At 52.0% G+C, this 20,721-nt stretch carries 20 protein-coding genes; 7 read left to right on the forward strand and 13 right to left on the reverse strand.

Annotated elements, in window-relative coordinates:
- Positions 1–2: 2 nt before the first annotated feature.
- Positions 3–1,430: an ATP-dependent DNA helicase gene (locus EFB08_RS16265; protein WP_123128027.1), complete on the forward strand. Its 1,428-nt coding sequence runs from the start codon at positions 3–5 to the stop codon at positions 1,428–1,430.
- A 40-nt stretch (positions 1,431–1,470) separates the two neighbouring features.
- Positions 1,471–1,920 (forward strand): DUF1573 domain-containing protein, encoded by a 450-nt coding sequence (locus EFB08_RS16270; protein WP_227006367.1) that lies wholly within the window; start codon positions 1,471–1,473, stop codon positions 1,918–1,920.
- A gap of 89 nt (positions 1,921–2,009) precedes the next feature.
- Here the strand turns inward: EFB08_RS16270 and EFB08_RS16275 are convergent, their stop codons facing one another.
- The 5 genes from EFB08_RS16275 to EFB08_RS16295 form a co-directional block, all read right to left on the reverse strand.
- Positions 2,010–2,387, reverse strand: coding sequence for a DUF423 domain-containing protein (locus EFB08_RS16275; RefSeq protein WP_394342980.1), 378 nt, complete (start codon positions 2,385–2,387; stop codon positions 2,010–2,012).
- A 27-nt stretch (positions 2,388–2,414) separates the two neighbouring features.
- Positions 2,415–3,098 carry a YggS family pyridoxal phosphate-dependent enzyme gene (locus EFB08_RS16280; protein WP_123128029.1) on the reverse strand — a complete coding sequence of 228 codons (684 nt, stop codon included), beginning with the start codon at positions 3,096–3,098 and terminating at the stop codon, positions 2,415–2,417.
- 67 nt (positions 3,099–3,165) lie between these two features.
- A complete protein-coding gene (locus tag EFB08_RS16285; protein WP_227006368.1) occupies positions 3,166–4,122 on the reverse strand; it encodes a VWA domain-containing protein in 957 nt (318 codons plus the stop codon).
- Between the two features lie 73 nt (positions 4,123–4,195).
- Positions 4,196–5,122, reverse strand: coding sequence for a hypothetical protein (locus EFB08_RS16290; RefSeq protein WP_125077761.1), 927 nt, complete (start codon positions 5,120–5,122; stop codon positions 4,196–4,198).
- Between the two features lie 135 nt (positions 5,123–5,257).
- The gene (locus EFB08_RS16295) at positions 5,258–6,139 is read right to left on the reverse strand and encodes a DUF58 domain-containing protein (RefSeq protein ID WP_123128032.1); all 882 of its coding nucleotides are present in this window, start codon (positions 6,137–6,139) and stop codon (positions 5,258–5,260) included.
- Positions 6,140–6,191: 52 nt separating this feature from the next.
- On the opposite strand from EFB08_RS16295, the gene EFB08_RS16300 reads away from it, so the two are divergent.
- Complete coding sequence (locus tag EFB08_RS16300) at positions 6,192–6,683, forward strand: DUF4296 domain-containing protein (protein ID WP_123128033.1); 492 nt, start codon at positions 6,192–6,194, stop codon at positions 6,681–6,683.
- On the opposite strand, the gene EFB08_RS16305 is transcribed toward EFB08_RS16300, so the two are convergent.
- Positions 6,676–7,014 (reverse strand): tRNA-binding protein, encoded by a 339-nt coding sequence (locus EFB08_RS16305; RefSeq protein ID WP_123128034.1) that lies wholly within the window; start codon positions 7,012–7,014, stop codon positions 6,676–6,678. The genes EFB08_RS16300 and EFB08_RS16305 overlap by 8 nt on opposite strands.
- 143 nt (positions 7,015–7,157) lie before the next feature.
- Between EFB08_RS16305 and EFB08_RS16310 the strand changes: the two genes are divergently transcribed.
- On the forward strand, positions 7,158–8,699 hold the full coding sequence (locus EFB08_RS16310) for an FAD-dependent oxidoreductase (RefSeq protein WP_123128035.1): 1,542 nt from the start codon (positions 7,158–7,160) through the stop codon (positions 8,697–8,699).
- Positions 8,700–8,815: 116 nt separating this feature from the next.
- On the opposite strand, the gene EFB08_RS16315 is transcribed toward EFB08_RS16310, so the two are convergent.
- The 5 genes from EFB08_RS16315 to egtB form a co-directional block, all read right to left on the reverse strand.
- A complete protein-coding gene (locus tag EFB08_RS16315; RefSeq protein ID WP_123128036.1) occupies positions 8,816–9,367 on the reverse strand; it encodes a DUF922 domain-containing protein in 552 nt (183 codons plus the stop codon).
- Positions 9,368–9,434: 67 nt separating this feature from the next.
- The gene (locus EFB08_RS16320) at positions 9,435–10,769 is read right to left on the reverse strand and encodes an MATE family efflux transporter (protein ID WP_317125606.1); all 1,335 of its coding nucleotides are present in this window, start codon (positions 10,767–10,769) and stop codon (positions 9,435–9,437) included.
- Between the two features lie 342 nt (positions 10,770–11,111).
- Positions 11,112–12,206: a pyridoxal phosphate-dependent aminotransferase gene (locus EFB08_RS16325; protein ID WP_123128037.1), complete on the reverse strand. Its 1,095-nt coding sequence runs from the start codon at positions 12,204–12,206 to the stop codon at positions 11,112–11,114.
- 122 nt (positions 12,207–12,328) lie between these two features.
- Complete coding sequence (gene egtD / locus EFB08_RS16330; protein ID WP_123128038.1) at positions 12,329–13,333, reverse strand: L-histidine N(alpha)-methyltransferase; 1,005 nt, start codon at positions 13,331–13,333, stop codon at positions 12,329–12,331.
- Positions 13,334–13,342: 9 nt separating this feature from the next.
- On the reverse strand, positions 13,343–14,641 hold the full coding sequence (egtB, locus tag EFB08_RS16335) for an ergothioneine biosynthesis protein EgtB (RefSeq protein WP_123128039.1): 1,299 nt from the start codon (positions 14,639–14,641) through the stop codon (positions 13,343–13,345).
- A 76-nt stretch (positions 14,642–14,717) separates the two neighbouring features.
- Between egtB and EFB08_RS16340 the strand changes: the two genes are divergently transcribed.
- Complete coding sequence (locus EFB08_RS16340) at positions 14,718–15,794, forward strand: o-succinylbenzoate synthase (RefSeq protein WP_123128040.1); 1,077 nt, start codon at positions 14,718–14,720, stop codon at positions 15,792–15,794.
- A 44-nt stretch (positions 15,795–15,838) separates the two neighbouring features.
- Here the strand turns inward: EFB08_RS16340 and EFB08_RS16345 are convergent, their stop codons facing one another.
- Both EFB08_RS16345 and topA read right to left on the reverse strand, forming a co-directional pair.
- Complete coding sequence (locus EFB08_RS16345; RefSeq protein ID WP_123128041.1) at positions 15,839–16,528, reverse strand: SIR2 family NAD-dependent protein deacylase; 690 nt, start codon at positions 16,526–16,528, stop codon at positions 15,839–15,841.
- 124 nt (positions 16,529–16,652) lie between these two features.
- Positions 16,653–19,106 (reverse strand): type I DNA topoisomerase, encoded by a 2,454-nt coding sequence (topA, locus tag EFB08_RS23900; protein ID WP_123128042.1) that lies wholly within the window; start codon positions 19,104–19,106, stop codon positions 16,653–16,655.
- Between the two features lie 151 nt (positions 19,107–19,257).
- Between topA and EFB08_RS16355 the strand changes: the two genes are divergently transcribed.
- Both EFB08_RS16355 and EFB08_RS16360 read left to right on the forward strand, forming a co-directional pair.
- Positions 19,258–19,734 (forward strand): SixA phosphatase family protein, encoded by a 477-nt coding sequence (locus tag EFB08_RS16355; protein ID WP_123128043.1) that lies wholly within the window; start codon positions 19,258–19,260, stop codon positions 19,732–19,734.
- Positions 19,735–19,852: 118 nt separating this feature from the next.
- Complete coding sequence (locus EFB08_RS16360; RefSeq protein WP_123128044.1) at positions 19,853–20,602, forward strand: ParA family protein; 750 nt, start codon at positions 19,853–19,855, stop codon at positions 20,600–20,602.
- The last annotated feature ends 119 nt before the right edge of the window (positions 20,603–20,721 follow it).

A 20,721-nucleotide genomic window follows, 5' to 3' on the forward strand; every position in this document is an offset into this window, starting at 1 on the left:
ATATGACCCCTGCAGAAGCGCTCCGCAAGAACTTTCCCTTTGAACCCACCCAGGACCAGGCCAACCTGTTCCAGAAACTGGATCATTTCATCATGCGCCGCACCGGCCTGAAAGAGGTGTTCCTGCTCAAAGGCTTCGCGGGTACGGGTAAAACCACGGTGGTGAGCGCTTTGGTGAAAATCCTGAACAGCTTCGGGTATAAATATGTGTTGCTCGCACCTACCGGACGGGCGGCCAAGGTCATGTCCACGTACTCGGCCAAGCCGGCTTCTACCATCCACAAGAAAATCTATAAGCAGACCGCTAACCCGTATTCAGACGGATTAGCATTTTCGCGTCAGCCGAACAAGAGCGAGCAGGTTATCTACATCGTGGACGAGGCTTCCATGATTTCTGATGATAAAGCTTTCGGTGACAGTGGTTTGCTGCAGGACCTTTTAGGGTACGTTTTCGAGAAACCAAGCAATAAACTGCTGCTCATCGGGGACACCGCCCAGTTGCCGCCGGTAAACCAGACTATCAGTCCGTCTTTGGATGCGGGTTATCTGCAAGGCAATTTCCAGTGCCACGTTCACGAGATGGAAATGCGCCAGGTAATGCGGCAAGCTGAAGAATCTGGTATTCTGATGAACGCCACCCGCCTTCGGAATGAGCTTGTCAAAGAGCAGCCCGAACTGGCTTTCAAGACTCGCGGTTTCCGGGACATTTTCTCCATGCGGGGAGATAAACTGGAAGACGGCTTGCGGTATGCCTATGACAAGTTCGGGATAGACAATACCACGGTGATCTGTAGGTCAAACAAAACCGCCAATCTGTACAACCAGCACATCAGAAGGCAGATCTTCTTTGCCGAGGACGAGATAGGGGTAGGGGATTACCTCATGATCGTGCGCAACAATTACACCTGGCTGCCCAAGGATTCCAACATCGGGTTCATGGCCAACGGCGATTTCGTGGAGATAACCAAGATCATCCGGTACGAGGAAATGTACGGCATGCGCTTCGCCGATGTGCGCATTAGGTTCGTGGATTATCCAAATGAAGAGGAATTGGACACCAAGATCATGCTGGACACCCTGTACTCAGAGGCTCCCGCCCTGCCCGCCGACAAGAACAAGGAACTCTACCAACAGGTACTGGAGGATTACCAGCACATTGCCAACAAGCGGGCCCGAGCCCAGGAGATGCGGCAGGACAAATACCTGAACGCCCTTCAGGTGAAGTTTGCCTATGCGCTCACCTGCCACAAAGCCCAGGGCGGCCAGTGGCAAGCCGTTTTCGTGGACCACGGATTCCTAAAGGATGATCTTGTAAGCCAGGAGTTTGCCAGGTGGTTGTATACAGCCGCTACCCGTGCCTCAGAACAGCTGTTCCTGGTGAACTTCAACGAGAAACTCCTGGAGAATGCACCAGAACGTGTAGAAGATTAAGTACCTTCGCTTAGGCAAACTGAACATACGAACCAGACGAATGAAAAAACTTCTTTTTGGCGCTTTATTCCTGCTTGTTGGGAGCTCGGCGGCGATGGCGCAAGACACCACTGGCACCAAAGTGGGTACTGCCCCGGTAGCCCCAATTGCACCATCAGTTCCAACTCCGGTGGGTCCGTCCATCGTTTTTGAAGAGCCTAAATTCAACTACGGTGACATAAAGCAGGGCGATGTCATTGAGCATGACTTTCTGTTTACCAACAACGGCACCTTACCCCTGATTATCTATAATGTAAAAACCACCTGCGGTTGTACTGCCACAGAGTTTCCTCAGGCTCCGGTGATGCCCGGCGGAACCGCTGTGATCAAAGCCAGCTTCAACAGTGCTAAGAAACGGGGGCAGCAAAACAAAGTGTTAATTGTGGAGTCAAATGCCGTTCAAGGCAATGTTCAGGTTGTTTTTTCCTCCAACATTGCATCCGCCGATTAAGGTTTTACCTCTGTTTTTCTAAAAACACCATAAAAAACGCCTCTCCTACTTTTGCAAGAGAGGCGTTTTTCATTACAACTAAAGGATTTCTACTTCAGGTTTTTCACCAGGGCCCAAACCAGGTTCAACCAGCCGCCAATCAGGAACAAGCCCCCGATAGGGGTGATGGCGCCCATCCATTTTATGCCCGTGAGGCAGAGAATATACAAAGAGCCTGAGAAAATGAGGATGCCAATCAGAAAGCAGATGGCCGAGAGGCGCATACCGGTGGCCGCGGGGAATTGGGTCATGAGAACGCCCACCAATAGCAAGCCCAGGGCATGGTACATCTGGTATTTCACGGCGGTCTCAAAAGTATCGGTGCGGCCGGTCTCAGTGAGTAATTTGGCCAAACCATGGGCTCCAAAGGCTCCTATCATCACACCCAATCCGCTCAGGAGGGCTCCCAGGATCAATATCGTTTTAATGGTCATTTTAAGAAATCAGGTTAAAAGCTAGGTTGTAATAGAATAGTCCCGGTTCCCGAAGATGGCGCTGCCCACTCTAATTATGGTGCTTCCCTCGGAGATGGCCAATTGGTAATCTGAACTCATGCCCATAGAAATCTCCTTGAAGTGGGCAACTCCTGGGAAGAACTCCTCCCGCAAGGCCTCAAAGTAGCCTCTCAGTCGGGCAAATTCCCGCTGCAGGTGCGCAGAGTCATTGGTGTTGGTGGCCACGCCCATGACCCCGCAGATGCGCACGTTACCCAGTTGGCTGAACTCATCTGACCTTAGGATCTGCCTGGCTTCTTCCAGGTCCAGCCCGAATTTGGTTTCTTCCTCAGCGATGTAGAACTGCAGCAGGCAATCAATTACGCGGCTATGTTTTTGGCCTTGTTTGTCAATTTCCTGCAGTAAACGCAAACTGTCAACCGACTGGATCAGGTGCACGAACGGCGCGATGTATTTTACTTTATTGGTTTGCAGGTGCCCGATCATGTGCCACTCCACATCCGCGGGAAGTTGCGGCTGTTTGTCTTTCATCTCCTGCGCCTTGTTTTCCCCAAAAGCCCGTTGTCCGCCATCATAGGCTTCCTGGATCAACTCCACCGGGTGGGTTTTGGACACGGCAATCAGGCGGCAGTTGGTACCCGCTAAACGGCTCTGAAAATCCCGTATGTTCTCTTGTATGGTCATGTAAGCCGATGAAAAATTAGGCAAGTCTTGTTAAATCAAACCAATAACTAAAAACCAACATCTACCGTCAGTCTTCTAACGCATTGGTGAAAAAGGTGTTTTTGAGCAGCAGCCACAGCAACAGCATAACAATTGCCCAGCGCAAATATATCTGGTAATAGTCACGTGTGTCACGGTAGCGGGTTTCTTTTATCTCGGTTTTCTCCAGGGTATTGATCCGTTGGAAGATCTGCGTCAGGGAATTGGCATCTTGGGCCCGGAAGAACTGTCCCTCAGAAAGGGAGGCGAGCTGCCGAAGCGTTTTTTCCTCCAAACCTGTCTGAATGGTGACCATTTTACCCGTAGAATCGGCTTCCATCTGCACGGTTCCCTCTTTTCCGATGCCCACGGTATACAGCTTCAACTGGAAGGCATGCGCCAATTGGGCGGCCAACTCGGGGTCCAGGCTTCCGGCGGTGTTTTCCCCGTCACTGATAAGGATGCACACCTTTGATTTGGCCTTCGATTCCCGCAGCCGGTTAATGGCCACTGCCAAGGCGCTCCCGATAGCGGTTCCGTCTTCCGAGACCATCCCCAGGTTGATGCCTTTGATACTTTCCCGGATCAGTTCATAGTCGGTAGTGAGGGGAGCCAGGGAAAAGGCACGGCCGGCGAAAACCACCAACCCTATGCGGTCCTGCACACGGCCGTTCACAAACTGAAGCGCAACATCTTTGGCAGCTTCCAGGCGGTTGGGTAGAAAATCGGTTAATTCCATGGAGCCAGACACGTCCATGACCAGCACAATGTCAATGCCTTCAGCGGAGAGCTCTACGGTTTCATCGGTTTTCTGGGGGCGGGCCAGGGCTACCAGCACCAGCATGAGAAATAGCCCGAACACCACATCGGGGATGTAGCGCAGCACGCTGCTCCAGTGCCAGGTGACATCGCCTTCAAACAAGGCCACGTCCATTTTCCGGCGGAACCGCACCGTAAAAAGCCACCGCAGCAGAAATAGTACCGGCACTGCAAAAAGCGCATACAAAAAGCTTGGGCTTTCCCAATCAAAAGACTGGAAAGTACTCCATGAGAACCAGTGGAAGTTCAGCCAGGAAAAATCAGCGGGTGTTTGCCACATTGCGCAGAGAGTCTCGGATTAAAACATAGCGGTAAGCGGCAAAGTCGGCTAACTGCGAGAGGGAATCGGTTACTTCGGTTTCATCATCGGAAATAATGTTCCCGTAAATGGCCCGGTCACATACCTTAAGGGCGTTACTCACCCGTTCGTCTTCTTCATAGTAAGAGGCGATTTCTTTGGTGGTAAACGAGTTGATGGCGGTGTCTTCTAGTTTGGTTAAGTAATTCTTCCACAAAGTGATAGCGCGTTCCAGTTGATCCAGGGTTTTACCTCGTTGGAAACGCTCCCGTGAGGTCTGGAACCTGGAAAGGAACTGCGTCTGGTCTTTGCGCAGCACGTACAGCCGGTACCGCAGGTTAATTCCCTGCCCAAACAAAAGCCAAAGCCCGCCAATCAAAATGGCACCTGCTAAAGCACCTAAGGACCAATACACATAGTTGAATTGCGCCGGAACCGGCTCTAGTTGGGTCGCCGATTTCAGGGGAAGCGGGTCTTCAATCGTGGATACCTGTTGCCGCAGAAAAACAGAATCTGGGTTGGTGGTCAGTTGCAGGGTGTCGCCGCTATGAAAAAGTTGAGCAGTGACTTGCAAAGTTTGCACGGGTTTCAGGCTGAAGGTGCGCAAAAGGTAAATGGTGCTGTCGGTACTGACGCCTTTAACGGTCCGGGTAGGGAAGAAGTCTTTCCGGACCACCTCAAACGGAGCAAACTTGAAAGAGGTATCTGGGAAGACCACCTCGGCCTGGGGCGAATGCCTGGACCGCAGCACATACTTCACCGTTTGGCCCAAATCTACGGAGTCGCGCAGGAAAAAGCCTTCTACCTTTACGGCAGGTAATTGGGCCTGGCAGAAGAAAGGCAGCAGGCACAGGAAAAGCCAGCAGGTCTTTTGGAGTAGTGGATGCAAATTTAAAGGTTCACTGGGCAGCAAAGGTTGGCTGCCAGCAGTAGTTTATAGGTTTCGTTCTTCAAGTTCCTTTTAAAGGGAAACTGTTTCAGGGCTGTTTTCAGGAAAACAGGTCCAAAAGGCTGGTGTTCGTTCTCAGGAACTCCGTTTCATGATTTTGTTACGCGCCCTGAACAGGTGCACCAACTGTGGCACGTAGTCCTGCTCCACAAAAATAGGAAGGAAATCGGCTTGGTATTGGCGACACAGTTTGGCCAGGCGTTCCTGGTTCCTGGCGTAGGGGAGAAGGTACCGTTCCCTGAAATCCCTGGAAGAGGTGTTCACCCAGATGGTTTTGCCGGATTCCTTATCCTGCAGCGGAATAATGCCCAGTTTAGGGAAATCAATCTCGCGCTTGTCCATGAGTTGCAGCACAATGAGGTCGTGTTTCTTGGCCAGCATGATCAGTTCGCGCTCGTAATTCAAATCAATGAAATCTGAGATCAGGATGATGATGCTCTTGCGTTTGACCACGTTGAGGCACAGCTTGATCCCCGCCCCGATGTTGGTTTTCAACGACTGCGGCTGCAATACCGCTAGGGTCTTGATAAGGCTGTAGGCGTGTTCATTGCCTTTGCTGGGCTTCAGGTAGCGTTCTTTGCCGTCGCTGAAGCAGATCATGCCCAACTGGCTTCCCTGTTTTAAGGCCGATAACGCCAAAATACCTCCAATCTCTTTCCCGATGTCCATTTTCTGGGTTCCGGGTGTGCCTAAGGAATGGGAACCGCTCACGTCCAGCAGCAGGAATACGTTTTGCTCTTTTTCCTCGCGGTAAGTCTTCACAAAGGTACCATGGCCCTTGGCCGATACGTTCCAGTCAATGGAGCGCACGTCATCGCCGTACTGGTAGGCGCGCACGTCATCGAACTCCAGTCCAGAGCTTTTAAAGACCGATTTGAAGTCGCCCTGCATTTGGGCGTCAATTGCCTTTCTGATCTGTATCTCGTACTTTCGTAGCTTCCTGACCAAGTCTTTCATACCTGCAAAGGGTTGTGCAGCGTTAAAATTACCCAAACTTACGAACAACCGCGTGAAAAAACGTTTGTGCCTCCTTTTACTGCCGCTGGTGCTTCTGGCCTGTACTCCCGAGCAAGAGAAACCAGCCGATCTGATTACGGAGGAAAAGATGGCCCGCATCATGATAGACGTTCACCTCACCGAAGCCGCCATCGCCCGTACCATCCACCACTTTGATTCTTCCCGAGCCGCCTACCGCGCTGCCCATAAACAAATCCTGAAACGACAGGGAGTATCAGACAGTGCGTTCAAACACAGCTACGATTTCTATCTCTCCAACCCGGCCACCCTGGATAAAATCTATGAGATAGTGCTGGATAGCCTGAGTCTGCGCGAGGCTAAAATGACCGCCCAAGTGGCTACCACCGATTCTACTACCACCCTGGAGCATGCCCCAGAAGCAGTTCCAGACACCATCAAGGCCAAAACAAAGTTGAGCAAGTTCAAGCGTATTTCGGTGCCAGATTCCCTAAAAGGGCTTCAAAAGAAAAGAATGATCAAATAAGCCGTTTGCCGTTTGGCACCTGAGCTTGCGGTTGCGCCAGCACAATATGGCCTTCCTCGTCTTCGAACCCCGTCACCAACACCTCAGACAGCCAAGACCCGATCTGTTTTTTAGGGAAGTTAGCCACGCAGATCACCTGTTTGCCTACCACTTCTTCTAACGTATAACGGCGCGTGATTTGTGCGCTGGACTTCTTAATTCCTAATTCTCCCAGATCTACCCACAGTTTAAAGGCCGGTTTTCGGGCCTCAGGGAAAGCCTCTGCCCGCACAATGGTGCCTACCCGCAGGTCTACGGCCATGAACTGGTCCCAGGTGATGTTGTTTTCCATGGTGGTTTTTGCGCCCAAGATAAGGCCTCTGCCTTGAAGCGACAAATACGCTTGTCACTCCGTAGAAACCTCTGCGGCAGGCCCGCGTATCCAAAGTGGCGGTTCTATGATGGCGGCTGCCTCACTCTATACCTCACCAAACTATGAAAAACAACACGGGTACAACTTTGTCTGTTTGGCAGCCGGGCGTGGAAATGCCGGTTACCCAAACCTTGAATAGCAATATCACCACCGATGTCTGCGTGGTAGGGGCCGGTATCTCAGGCCTGACCACTGCCTACCTCTTAGCCAAGGAAGGCAAGAAAGTAGTGGTCCTGGAAGCCGGGGAAATCTGTGGCGGGGAAACCAGCCGCACTACCGCGCACCTTTCCTGGGCCCTGGATGACCGATACTCTACCCTGATCAAAGTTTTCGGGAAGGCCCAGGCCCTGCTGGCCTACGAAAGCCACCGGGACGCCATCCTCAAGATCGAGGAAATCATCAAGGACGAAAAGATCCAGTGTGATTTTCAGTACTTGCCGGGTTACCTTTTCTTAGGAGCCACTGACACCGAAGACCAACTAGACCAGGAATTGGCGGCTTGTCATGAATTAGGCATCATGGATGTGGTGAAACTGAAGCAATGTCCATTGCCCAGCGTCAGCGAAGGTCCTTGTCTGGAGTTTCCGCGGCAAGCCCAATTTCACCCGGTGAAGTACCTTTCAGTACTTGCCCGCTACATCCTGGATCACGGTGGGGAAATTTACACCAACAGCCACGTAAAAGAGTTTGACACCGGCCGGGTACACCGCGCCACTACGGATGTTGCTTTTTCGGTGACCGCCAACCATTTAGTGGTGTGTACCAATACCCCGGTCAATGATCAGGTGACCATGCATACCAAACAGGCTCCCTACCGTACCTACGTCATCGGGGCTCGGGTACCGAAAGGCACGGTTCCTACCGCCTTGTACTGGGATGATTCTGACCCTTATCACTATGTGCGCCTGGGCAACATCGCCGGAGAGGAAAACCTGGACTCTGAGATTCTGATTGTTGGGGGCGAGGACCATAAAACGGGCCAGAGCAATGGAGACGAAAGCGAGCGTTTTGATTGTCTGGAAGAATGGACCCGCAAGAAATTCCCCATGACGCAGGATGTGGTGTTCCGCTGGTCGGGGCAGGTGATGGAACCGGTAGATTTCATGGGCTTCATTGGCCGGAATCCGGGAAACAGCAAAAACGTGTACATCGCCACCGGCGACTCGGGGCATGGTATGACGCACGGCACCATAGCCGGTATCCTGATCACCGACCTAATCTGCGAACGCGTCAATCCTTGGGAAAAACTGTATGACCCTGGCCGCGTGACTTTCTCCACTGATTCAGCCAAGGAATTCCTGAAGGAGAACCTCAACGTGGCAAGCCAGTATTTAGATTGGGTAAAACCAGGCCACAAAGAGCAGGAAGAGATTGCCCCGGGTACCGGAGTGGTGGTGCAGAAAGGCGCCGGTAAAGTAGCCGTGTACTGTGATGCCCAAGGAGTCCGGCACGAAAGCTCGGCGGTGTGTACCCACCTGGGTTGTATTGTGCACTGGAATAACCTGGAAAACTCCTGGGATTGCCCCTGCCACGGTTCCCGCTTCGATCCGTACGGGAAAGTAGTGGCTGGCCCGGCGCCCCGGGACCTAGAAAAGCTTTCCTAATCATTTAGGTTGTTAAGCAGAGAGCCGTTTAGAGCCTGATTTTCATGAATCAGGCTCTAAACGGCTCTCTGCTTAAATTGCTTTATTTGAAGCATTTAGCTAAAGTCTGTGAGAGTTTACTTATAAGCTTCCAATCGTTTTAACCGAAGTTCAACAGAAGCGATCCACTCCAGTTGTTGGTCTTTGTCCAGGCCGTGGCGGCTCTGGGAATCATAGAATTCCTGCTCTTTGTGCCAGGCATTGAAGGCCTCGTTCGCGTACTTGTTTAAGTCAGCGGCACCCCGGTTGCAGGCATTAGGAAGCTCGGCCAGGCGCTTGCGCAGTTGGCGGGCGTGCAGCTCGGTTAAATCAAAGTGCAACTGCTCATGGGCCAGTAACAAGACTGAGGTTTTATTTCGGGTCCAGGATTCCTTGGGGTTGAAAACCGCTTCTACTTTAAACTTCAGCTGGTTGTTCTCGCATTTAACCTTCATCTCCATGTTGGTGGAGGTAAGGGCGTGGTGTTGATTGGTGGGCGAAGGACTGCCGGCAAAGTCATCCCAGGTAAGGCGCTTCTGCACCGTCCAGGGAATGTCTGCTTTAAGGGGGGCAATCGGTGTAGGGTTAGTATCAGGAATAGCGGCCAGAAACAGCGCGCTGATCCAAAGCGGAAAAAATGTAAATGACATAGCTGCTGAGGTAACACACTCCCGTCCAAAAGGAGTTTCCTCCCTTCACAACTAAGTTATAAAAATTTTATTGCGGGCTCAACTTTCTAAACCTGAAATACAGCAGCAGCGCGGCAATGGTAAGACCCGTAAAGAGCCCCAGCCAGGTACCAACAGCGCCCATCCCTCCCCAGAACCCTAAGGCATACCCCACCGGCAAGGCAATAAGCCAATAAGAGAACAGTGAGATCATGCTGGGTACTTTCACGTCCTCCAGACCACGCAAAGCACCCAAACCCACCACCTGCACCCCGTCAGACAACTGGAAAATAGCGGCGATGATCAACAGTTTAGAGGCCAACACGTGCACCGAGGCATCTTTCACGTAAAAATGCGGGATCAGGTCTTTGCCCAGAATGATGAGGGTGGCACTTGCCGCCATGAACAAAGCTCCCAGAATGAGGCTGCTGTTGCCGGCCACGTGGGCCCCGTGCAGATCGCCGGAGCCCCGCAGTTTGCCCACCCTAATAGTAGCCGCCGATGAGATTCCGCTGGCCATCATGTACGTCACGGAAGCTACGTTCAACGCAATCTGGTGGGCTGCCAGGTCGCGGGCACCTACCCAACCAATCATCACCGCCGAAAAACTGAATGCTCCCATCTCAAAGATCATCTGCAGCGAGATAGGCAACCCGATTTTGAACATGCGGGACATATGGGTCCAGGAGAGGTGTTCTAGGGTGAGGTACTTGCGATAGCGGGCAAAGCGCTTAAACCTAAGTACAAAAGCAGCCATGATGACGGCCATGAGCACGCGGGAGATAAACGTAGCCCAGGCAGCCCCGTTCAAGCCCAGGGCGGGCAAACCCAGCTTACCGTAGATGAGCACGTAATTGAGCCCCACATTCACCACGTTGGCAAAAATGGAGATGTACATAGACTGCTTTGTGAGGGATAGGCCTTCGGCGAACTGCTTGAAGGCCTGGAACACCATCAGTGGCACCATGGAAAAGAACAGGATGTTCACGTACGGAATGGCCAGCCGAACCACCTCTTCAGGTTGATTTAAATACGCGATGAGAGGTGATAATCCCCAGAAAGCCAGGAACAAAAGAATCCCTACGATGGTGTTCAGGAAAAGGCCATTGATCAAGACTAACGCGATCCGGGTGTGGTTTTTACGGCCGTCGGCACGGGCCACCAGGGGCGTGATGCTGTAAGAGATTCCCAAACCAAACACCAGGGTGATGGTGAAAATGCTGTTTCCCAACGAAGCCGCGGCCAACTGAGCCGTCCCAATGCGACCAGCCATCACACTGTCGGTTACTGTTACCAGAATGTGCCCCAATTGACTTAACACCACGGGGTAGGCTAGCCAGAAAGTACTTTTATAATGTTCGCGGTATTGAGCAGAGAAAATCACAAGCCATTTTTAAATCAGGGCGCAAAGGTACGGCTATTTTCTCTCTTCAGGAGGACAAATGTCCAAGTAAGCAAAGATCAATCCTTTGGTAAACTCCTGTTCCCAGAGGTGAAGTAAGTTTCTTCACGCCTTGTTTTTGATGTGTTTTCCGGAAACTAGCTTTAAAACCGGTTTTGAGGTTTTGAAGAGTTAGAGGTGAGAGAAGAGTTGAACATGAATTCAGGCTCTCAGGATTAGGCTAAAGTTGACCTGTTAAACAACTCCTCAGTACTTAGTTCTCGGGTAGTTTGGGAAAGTTCGGAATAGGCAGATGTTGTTTTAAGGCTGTTTATAGGAAAACACCTAAGAAACAAAGGCTTTCAAGCGAAGCAGGGCATTCTCCAAAATATCCTCCGGAAGGGCGTAGGACATCCGCACAGCGTTGGTCATTCCCATGTTTGTGGCGCTCAAAACCTCAAGCCCTACCTGGTCTTTCAAGGCAGCGGCCCATTCCTCCACGAGCATAAAGGGAGAGGCAGGATCCTGGGCCTGCAGGCAGCCATCTACCTGTAAGGTGACATAATACCCCGCATCCGGAAGGGTGAATTTGAGCTTGGGCATCAGCTCCAGTTCCTGGCGTACCCGCTCTCTTTTCGCTTCCAGGTCTTGCCTGAAGTGTTTCCAGATTTGGTGGCGGTGTTGGGTAGCGGCTACGGCGCCAGCCTGTACAAAAGGCGATACCCCCGAGATCAATTTTCGCTGGAGTTCTGTGGCGGAATGGAGAACTTCGAAAGGGGCAATCAGGTACCCAACCCGCCAACCCGACATGGCAAAGGACTTAGAGAAACCATTGATCACGGCTACTCTATTTCGCAGATGCTCAAAGCGTATGAAACTTGGTACGGGCCCGTCAAACCCAAGCCCGTCGTAGATTTCGTCTGAGAGCAGGTGCAGGTTGGGGAACTCGTCCAGCAGGTGCGCTACCTGCTGCAGCTCGGCAACGGAATACACTTTTCCGGTGGGGTTTCCCGGGTTGGTGAGGATGAGCAGCCGGGTGTCCGGGGAAACTTTCTGCCTGATTTGCTCAACATTTAGGGAATAGCCTTGCTCCGGATTGGCTGGTACTGTTACCAGTTTGCCGCCGCTTTGCCGGATAAGCTCCGGAAACGCAAACCAGTAGGGGGCCAGGGCAATCACCTCGTCATCGGGCTGAAGCAGGCTTTGCAGGTACAGGTGGATGGCGTGTTTGGCCCCGTGGGTGATAAGGATCTGCTCGGCGGGAACCGGCACGCCTTCGTCCTCCAGGTACCGTTGCGCCAGGGCGTACCTTAAATCCGGCAGGCCTTCTGTGGGACCGTAAAAGGTGTCATGTTTGGACAGGGCCTTATGGATGGCCTCTACTGCCACGCCGGGGGTATTGAAATGGCTGACGCCTAAATGCAGCGGAATAACATCCATGTACGGGTGGTTTAAAGATCAGACTTTACTTTGGCCCCTGAATGGCCCGCAAAATCTAGTCATTTTTCACCTGTTTTCAGAAAACCGAGGCAAAATCGTTTCCTGTCTTTCACCTGCTCAGGTTAAGGCAGAGGCCGAAGCAGTACATCGGCGAAGCCGTGGCTGGGATCTGTGAAGACATCCTGCACCCAAAAGCCGCATTCCTGAGCCATTTCCTCTACCTGCCGGAGCGAGAACTTATAGGAATTCTCGGTATGGATGGCTTCCCAGGCCTCGAATTGAAAGGTTTGCTGAAGGGCCCCAATGTACACTTCCTGTGGTTTCTGGCTGATAAGGAAACTTCGCATGGTACCTTCTAAAGGGTCGTACTCCGCGAAGTGCTGGAAGGCGTCCAGGTCAAAATCGGCTTGGAGTTCCTTGTTGATGCGATGCAGCAGGTTGAGGTTAAAGGCCGAGGTAATGCCGGCGGCATCGTCATAGGCCCGCCGGATTTTTTCGGGGTCTTTTCTTAAATCCAGGCCTAAAAGGAAGGAGTCCTCAGGGTTCAGGGTCTGGCGCAGGGTACAGAGGAAGTTCTTGGCCTCGCACAGGTCAAAGTTCCCGATGTTGGAGCCCAGGAACAGCACTACCTTGCGCTGGTGTACGTGTTGGTTAAGCCATTCCAATCCCTGGAAATATTCAGCGGCGAGGGCTTTCACCTGTAAGCTGGGCCACCGGTGGCCCATGTCTTCCAGAAGCAGAGTCAACTGGTCCTGGGAAATATCCAGAGGGACATAGGAGAAATCGGTTTTTGAGGCCACCAACTCAGAAAGCAGCAGTTTGGTTTTGTAGGCATCACCGGCGCCAAGGTCCACTAACTGGAACCGGGTGTGGGTATCCATTGCGAAGAGGATCTCCTTGCGTTGGCGCGACAAAATCTGGTGCTCCAGTTTGGTAAGGTAATACTCGGGCAGTTCCATGATCTGCTGGAAAAGCTGGCTCCCTCTTGCATCATAAAAGAATCTGGAGGATAGCTTTTTGGGGGTTTGGCTCAAGCCCTGCTTTACATCCTGCGCCAGGCCGTTGTCATCTGAGACACGGGTGGGCAACAGGTCTATCAGGCCGTTTTGGGTAGAGGTGGAGGTCATGACTTGGGTTTAGGAGTATCGTTTGGCTAACCTGATGCCGGTGAACTGCCAGCGTTTGTCTGCGTGAAAAAAGTTTCGGTACGTGCTTCTGATGTGGCTTTGCGGGGTAGCGCAGGAGCCCCCGCGCAGCACCATCTGGTTTACCATGAATTTACCGTTGTATTCCCCCAAAGCCCCGGGTGCCGTCTCAAAACCAGAGTAAGGAAAATAGCCGCTGTAAGTCCATTCCCAGGTATTGCCTAGCAACTGGGCCACTTTATCTGAATCTTGAGAAAGGATAGCCGCCACTGGTTGCAGCAGACCACTTTCCAAGAAGTTGCCTTCCTGCAGAGGATTGGCATGAAGTTGGGCTAAGGCTTCCCATTCAAATTCCGTCAAAAGCCGGTGCCCAGACCAGTTCGCGTAAGCCAGTGCCTCATAGAAACTCACGTGCGTAACCGGGGCATTCAGGTCAACCTTCTCCAAGCCCTGCAACGTGAAGTACCACCACTCCTCGTCCTGTTTTGTCCAGTAAAGAGGAGCTTGCCACTGATGTTGCTGACACAATTGCCAGCCTTCGTCAAGCCAATGCCTGAAATCTGAATAGCCGCCAGCTTCCATGAAGGCGAGGTATTCGCCGTTGGTTACCGGGGTACGCCGCGCCTGGAACTCCGCTACATATACGGGGTGAGCCTGTAGTTCATTGTCAAAGCAGAAACCCTCGCCCGTAAATCCAATAGTGTACATGCCCTCCGGCACAGTGACCCATTCGTTTTGGGGCGGTTTTACAGATACGGGCATCAGAGCAGGTTCAGCTTTGGGCTGATAAGCTGGCAACAGCGGGTTGCAGCCCAGAATGTATTTAATGTCGGTGACTAAGAGTTCCTGGTGTTGCTGTTCGTGCTGAAGGCCCAGTTCCAGAAGGACTTGTATTTGATCATTTTCCAGGAAGGAATCAGAGTTCAGGGCTTGTTCCATTTCCTCGTCCACGTACTGGCGGTAAGCGTAGATGTCCTCCAACGGCGGGCGCGACAAGGTACCACGGTCAGACCGGGCTACCCGGCTGCCCATGCTGTTGTAGTAGGAGTTGAACAGGAAAGCGTACTGCGGATGGAAAGGCTGGTAACCCGGCCGATGCGGCTCCAGGATAAAAGTCTCGAAAAACCAGGTAGTATGTCCCAGGTGCCATTTGGGCGGACTCACATCTACCATGGGTTGCATGACCGTATCTTCTGGGGTAAGCGGCGCGCACAACTGCTCGGTCTGCCGCCGGATCTGCCGGAAACGTGTGAGCAAACTGGTGGTGTGGTTTAGCGTAAGAGGAATCATGTGGTTTGTACTTATTTACCTTCTAAACTAGATTTATCCTGAAAGGTTGTACCTTCACTTGTCAGAAAAAGACCCTATGCCCCTTGTTTTTACCCCTTTTTCGCGGGAATTGGTTTTTAAGTTCGATGCCCGTACCTCCCGTGGCGCCATGAAAACCCACCAGGCCTATTTTCTGCGCGTGCACCACACCCAGAGACCTCAGGTGCAGGGATGGGGCGAGTGTTCTCCGCTGCCCGGCCTAAGTCCCGACTATTCCCCCGATTTTCCCCAACTCCTGCAGCATCTCTGCGACCAGTACAACGCCCTGAACCTGGAAGACCCCGAGGCCGACGAGGGGATGAACTTCTGGAGTTCCCTGGCAGCCTGGCCTTCCATTTGTTTTGCCGCTGAAACCGCCTGGATTGACTATTTACGCGGGGCCCAAAGAATCCTGTACAAAACTCCCTTTTCAAGCTCAGAGCAGGGCATCCGGATCAATGGCCTTATCTGGATGGGCGATTTGGCATTTATGCGGGAACAGATCGAAAAAAAGATGGACCAGGGATTCCGCTGCCTGAAACTGAAGATTGGCGGGCTTGATTTCACGCAGGAATTGAAGATACTGAAAGAAATCAGGAATGTAGCCAGCCCGCAGGAACTGGAACTTCGGTTAGATGCCAACGGGGCCTTCTCACCGTACGATGCGGAGGAGAAGCTCCGGCAACTGGCCATGTTCGATATCCATTCCCTGGAGCAGCCCATCAAAGCCGGACAGGTAGAGGAAATGCAGCTTCTGTGCGAGGTTTCTCCCATTCCCATCGCCTTGGACGAAGAACTTATTGGCGTGAATGGGGAGGAAAACAAATGGAACCTGCTGCACACCATCCGGCCGCAGTATATCATCATCAAACCCACGCTGGTGGGCGGATTGGTAAGCAGCCGGGAGTGGATTCAGGTGGCTCAGTCTTTGGGAATTGACTGGTGGCTTACCTCGGCGCTGGAATCCAACATCGGCCTGAACGCCATTGCCCAGTTTGCCGCTGAGTTGGGTAATCCTATGCCTCAAGGGTTGGGAACCGGACAGCTATACCACAACAACTTCGCCTCTCCGCTGGAAATCAGGGGAGAAGAGCTTTGGTACAACTCAGACAAACCTTGGGAATTACCTAAGTGAGTGCTGTTTAAGGGCTAATTTACCAAAACAAGGTTAAAACGAAGTTATTCTCCCAGCAGCTTCTTGACCAATTTAGGTACGCCCACGGTGGCTTTCTCCTGAATGATGGTGAAGTTTCTGCGGTGCGAGACCGCCGGTGTGTTGGGGTCAATCAGGTAAATGGGGGTGTCATGCGGCGCGTAGGAGAGAAGGCCTGCCGCTGGATACACTTGTAAAGATGTCCCGATGATAAGCAGGTAATCGGCGTGCATGGTTTCTTCGGCGGCTTGTTCAATGAGTGGAACAGCTTCTCCAAACCAAACAATGTTAGGCCTTAGTTGAGAGCCTTTTTCGCAGAGATCGCCCAGGTTCAGTTCCCAGCCGTTCATGGGGTACACCAGTTTTTCGTCTTTGGTGCTGCGGCTCTCAAACAGCTTGCCGTGCAGGTGCAGGATGTGCGAAGACCCGGCCCGCTCATGCAGATCATCCACATTCTGGGTGATGATGCGCACGTCATATTTCTGTTCCAGGTCAACCAAGGCTTTGTGGGCTGCGTTTGGTTCAACCCCCAAAGCGCTTTTCCGGCGTTGGTTGTAGAAGTCCAGCACCAATTTTGGGTTTTTCTGCCAGCCTTCCGGCGAGGCCACCTCCATTACATCATGTCCTTCCCAGAGGCCGTTTGCGTCCCGGAATGTAGCCAGGCCGCTCTCTGCGCTGATTCCGGCGCCGGTCAATACCACAACTTTCTGTTTCATGGTTTGTTCAGGTTTGTCCTGTAATCTACTGCAAACGAGTGTAAAAAGCTACTCCCCGTTTAGAGGCTGTTTTTAGAAAATCAGCCTCTAAACGGGGAGTAGGGTAAAATCAATAAGTCTTGGTTTAGCTTGCTTTCTTTTTAGGAGCAGCGGGCTTTTTGGCAGCCGAGGTCTTGGTTGTACCGGTGGCTTTTTTAGCGGCCGGTTTCTTGGCCGGAGCTTTCTTGGCTGCTGGAGCATCGGTGGCCGGAGCAGCTTTCTTCTTGAAACCACCGCGGGCTGGTTTATCAGGGGTAGCCTCGGCCAGCTCCAGACATTGCTCCAACGTCAACTCCGCAGGCTCCTGGCCTTTGGGGATCTTCACGTTCTTTTTGCCCACGCAGATGTACGGCCCGAAACGCCCGTTCAGCACGGTAACCTCTGGGTTTTCAGGGAAGGTCTTGATCATCTTTTCAGCATCGGCTTTGCGTTTGGCTTCGATGAGCGCAATAGCTTCAGGCTCGGTAACCAGCAGCGGATCAAGTTCTTTCGGCAGCGAGTAGTACTTGCTGTTGTGTTGAATATAAGGCCCAAAACGGCCGATGGCGGCTTTCATGCCCTTGCCTTCAAACTCACCCACGATACGAGGCAACTTGAACAATTCTAAGGCTTGCTCCAGGGTAATAGACTCCAGGAACTGGCCTTTCCGGAGGCTGGCATATACCGGTTTGGCATCGGTGCCTTCCACTTCCTCGCCCAACTGCACATACGGCCCGAAGCGGCCTAACTTTGCAATCACCTTCATGCCTGAAATAGGATCAACGCCCAATTCACGGGCGCCACTTACAGTAGACCGCTCCACGCTGGCACTTGTCTCAATGGTTTGATGGAAGCTTGAGTAGAAGGTGTCTAACATCTTATCCCATTGCTTTTTACCGGCGGCAATTTCATCGAATTCTTCCTCAACCCGGGCCGTGAAAGAGTAGTCGATCACACTTTCGAAATGGGATACCAGGAAATCGGTAACCACCATGGCGATGTCAGTGGGGAAAAGTTTGGCTTTCTCGGCCCCTGCCATTTCGGTTTTCTTCTGGGTAGAGATTTGGCCGTTCTCCAACGTGAGCACGTTGTAGGCCCGTTCTTTTCCTTCGCGATTGTCTTTTTCCACGTAGCCCCGTTTCTGAATAGTAGAAATAGTTGGCGCGTACGTAGACGGACGTCCGATGCCCATCTCTTCCAGTTTCTTCACCAAACTGGCCTCGGTGTAGCGGGGAGCCGGGCGGCTGTACCGCTCTGTGGCTTGAAGGCGCTGCAAGTTCAGGGCCTGGCCTTCAGATAATGGAGGCAGCATGCCTTTCACATCATCATCGGCCACTTCATCATCGTCGGTAGATTCGGTGTATACCTTCAGGAAACCCTCGAAGCGGATGACTTCACCCGTAGCGATCAGTTTTTCAGGCTGGCCGCTGATGGTGATGGTGGCAGTGGTTTTCTCGATCTCGGCATCAGCCATCTGCGAGGCGATGGCACGTTTGCGGATCAAATCATAGAGGCGCTGCTCATTACGGTCAGAACTTACCTGAATCGCGGCAAAATCTGTGGGCCTGATGGATTCGTGGGCTTCCTGCGCTGATTTAGATTTGGTTTTGTACTGCCGCGTTTTCACGTAGTTTTCGCCAAAAGAGCGCGAAATCTCGGCCGCTGCTGCCGTCATCGCATCTTGAGAGAGGTTTACTGAGTCAGTACGCATGTAGGAGATCTTACCGGCTTCATACAAGCGTTGGGCCACGGTCATGGTCTGAGCCACCGAGAAAGACAGTTTGCGGCTAGCTTCCTGCTGCAGGGTAGACGTGGTGAACGGAGGTGCTGGGGTGCGTTTTGTGGGCTTTTTCTCCAAACTCTCAATAGAGTAGGAGGCGCCAATGCAACGCTTGAGGAAATCCTCTGCTTCAGCTTGGGTTTTGAAACGGGTGTTCAATTCCGCCTCCATCCGTTTGCCGTTCGCCTCAAACTGGGCAACTACTTTATACGCGGATACGGCTTTGTGACGCTCAATCTCACGCTCACGCTCCACCACCACGCGCACGGCTACAGACTGCACCCGTCCCGCGGAAAGACCGGTCTTTATCTTTTTCCAGAGCACCGGACTCAGCTCAAAACCCACCAGGCGGTCAAGCACGCGACGGGCCTGCTGGGCGTTCACCAGGTTGGTGTCAATAGAGCGGGGGTTATCAATGGCATTCAGAATAGCGTTCTTGGTGATTTCCCGGAACACGATGCGGCGCGTCTTGGCCTCATTCAGGTTCAGTGCCTCAGACAAGTGCCAGGAAATAGCTTCTCCTTCGCGGTCCTCATCGGATGCTAACCACACGACCTCCGCCTCCTTGGCCAGTTTTTTAAGCTGTGCGATCACCTCCCGTTTGTCGGGGCTGACCACGTAGGTGGGCTTGAAGCCGTTCTTTATGTCTATAGCGTTATTGTCTTTGGGGAGGTCGCGCACGTGCCCGAAGCTGGATTTCACCACAAAATCCTTCCCCAGGTACCCTTCAATGGTCTTGGCCTTGGCCGGCGACTCCACAATCACTAAGTTTTTTATCATATGGGAAAAGGGCAGGGCACTGCCCAAAATTTTTTCAAAGATGTAGTAATTTTTTGAGACAATCCAACCACTATCTTTATGCCGATTGTTCCAATGAGGTAAAAGAATATACCTTAGGGGGGTAAAAAGGTTTTTTTAAGGACAAACACGCATGAAGAATCTCTTATTAATGCGCCACGCCACCGCGGCAGACAAAGCTATTGGCCAAACAGATTTCGACCGGGAAATCACGCTCTTCGGACAGCGCCAGGCAGGCGAGGCGGGCTTATGGCTCAAAGAACAGGCCCTGCTGCCAGAACTGGTGCTGTGTAGCTCGGCAGTAAGAACCCGCATGACCCTGGAGAACCTGCTGGAGGAAATGAATTCTAAAATCCCCATTCAATTTGAAAGGGAAATCTACTACGGTTCTGAGCAAGACATGATCACACTGGTGCACGGGGTGGAGGATAAAGTAGACACGTTGCTGGTGCTGGGGCACAACCCCACCATCTCGTTTTTGGCTTCGGCGCTCACCCATGAAGAGGTGTCGTTCAGCCCGGCCACCGTTGCCCATCTGCATTTCAACGGCTATTCCTGGGAAAACTTGCGTGCGGGTACCTGCAAACTCCATTCTATATACCGCGAGTAAATTCATTTTAGCCTGTTTCCCTGAAAAGAAGCCCAAAACAGTGAAACAGGCTTATAATTATTTGTAGTTTAGCGGCTCGTTCCACCCCAAGAAAATAATTTTCTTTTTTCTGTAACCTATGGCAGCAACTATCGTATCGGTCATCAACCAAAAGGGGGGTACTGGTAAAACCACCACTACCATTAACTTAGGAAGCGCCCTTCAGAAACTGGGCAAACGCGTGTTGTTAATCGATTTAGATCCTCAGGCCAATCTCTCTTATTCCTTGGGCATCACCGAGCCGGCCTGCACCCTCGCAGACGTTTTTACCGGCAAAGACAAACTTAAAGACTGTATCCAGGAGCGGAACGGTCTTTTCGTGGCTCCGGGCACCAATGAGTTGGTAGATGTGGAGATCTCCCTGGTGAACCATGAGGAGCGCGAGAAATTCCTGCAGCATATGTTTGTTGAGGTGCAGGACTACGACTACATCCTTATTGACTGCCCACCCTCGTTGTCGCTGCTTACGGTGAACGCCCTGGCTGCTTCCCATGAAGTTTTGATTCCCCTACAAATGGAAGTGCTGACTTTGCAAGGGTTGGGCCAGATCCTGAACACGGTGCAGCAGATCAAAGAAACCTTGAACTCTAAACTGAAAGTAAAGGGCATTGTGGTGGTCATGTACGACAAACGCCGCAAGTTGAGTACCGAAATAGAGGATTACCTGAAAGAGAACGTGGACGAATATATCTTCCAACAGCGCATCAGGCTGAATGTGAAACTGGCCGAGGCGCCTTCCTTTGGGCAAAGCGTGCTGGATTACGACGGGTCCTCTTACGGCGCCAAAGATTATTTGGGTTTGGCGAAAGAATTTATCACTATTCCATAGCCGGGGAATTATTAGAAGTCTTGTATTATTAGTAAATTGCGAGGATGTCAAAGTAAGTAGACATCAGAAATAGATATATCGGCGAACTTTTTGCCGCAGAGGATAAAAAACGCTCTTCA

Source organism: Rufibacter latericius, from assembly GCF_003721515.1.
In the GTDB taxonomy this organism is placed as follows: Bacteria; Bacteroidota; Bacteroidia; order Cytophagales; family Hymenobacteraceae; genus Nibribacter; species Nibribacter latericius.

Bases quoted from the DNA above. Each gene is read 5' to 3' on its own strand.
- EFB08_RS16270 (WP_227006367.1), top strand. From the start codon at position 1,471: ATGAAAAAACTTCTTTTTGGCGCTTTATTCCTGCTTGTTGGGAGCTCG.
- EFB08_RS16340 (WP_123128040.1), top strand. From the start codon at position 14,718: ATGCCCCTTGTTTTTACCCCTTTTTCGCGGGAATTGGTTTTTAAGTTC.
- EFB08_RS16345 (WP_123128041.1), bottom strand. From the start codon at position 16,528: ATGAAACAGAAAGTTGTGGTATTGACCGGCGCCGGAATCAGCGCAGAG.
- EFB08_RS16355 (WP_123128043.1), top strand. From the start codon at position 19,258: ATGAAGAATCTCTTATTAATGCGCCACGCCACCGCGGCAGACAAAGCT.
- EFB08_RS16360 (WP_123128044.1), top strand. From the start codon at position 19,853: ATGGCAGCAACTATCGTATCGGTCATCAACCAAAAGGGGGGTACTGGT.
- EFB08_RS16310 (WP_123128035.1), top strand. From the start codon at position 7,158: ATGAAAAACAACACGGGTACAACTTTGTCTGTTTGGCAGCCGGGCGTG.
- EFB08_RS16305 (WP_123128034.1), bottom strand. From the start codon at position 7,014: ATGGAAAACAACATCACCTGGGACCAGTTCATGGCCGTAGACCTGCGG.
- egtB (WP_123128039.1), bottom strand. From the start codon at position 14,641: ATGATTCCTCTTACGCTAAACCACACCACCAGTTTGCTCACACGTTTC.
- topA (WP_123128042.1), bottom strand. From the start codon at position 19,106: ATGATAAAAAACTTAGTGATTGTGGAGTCGCCGGCCAAGGCCAAGACC.
- EFB08_RS16325 (WP_123128037.1), bottom strand. From the start codon at position 12,206: ATGGATGTTATTCCGCTGCATTTAGGCGTCAGCCATTTCAATACCCCC.
- EFB08_RS16280 (WP_123128029.1), bottom strand. From the start codon at position 3,098: ATGACCATACAAGAGAACATACGGGATTTTCAGAGCCGTTTAGCGGGT.
- EFB08_RS16295 (WP_123128032.1), bottom strand. From the start codon at position 6,139: ATGAAAGACTTGGTCAGGAAGCTACGAAAGTACGAGATACAGATCAGA.
- EFB08_RS16315 (WP_123128036.1), bottom strand. From the start codon at position 9,367: ATGTCATTTACATTTTTTCCGCTTTGGATCAGCGCGCTGTTTCTGGCC.
- egtD (WP_123128038.1), bottom strand. From the start codon at position 13,333: ATGACCTCCACCTCTACCCAAAACGGCCTGATAGACCTGTTGCCCACC.
- EFB08_RS16265 (WP_123128027.1), top strand. From the start codon at position 3: ATGACCCCTGCAGAAGCGCTCCGCAAGAACTTTCCCTTTGAACCCACC.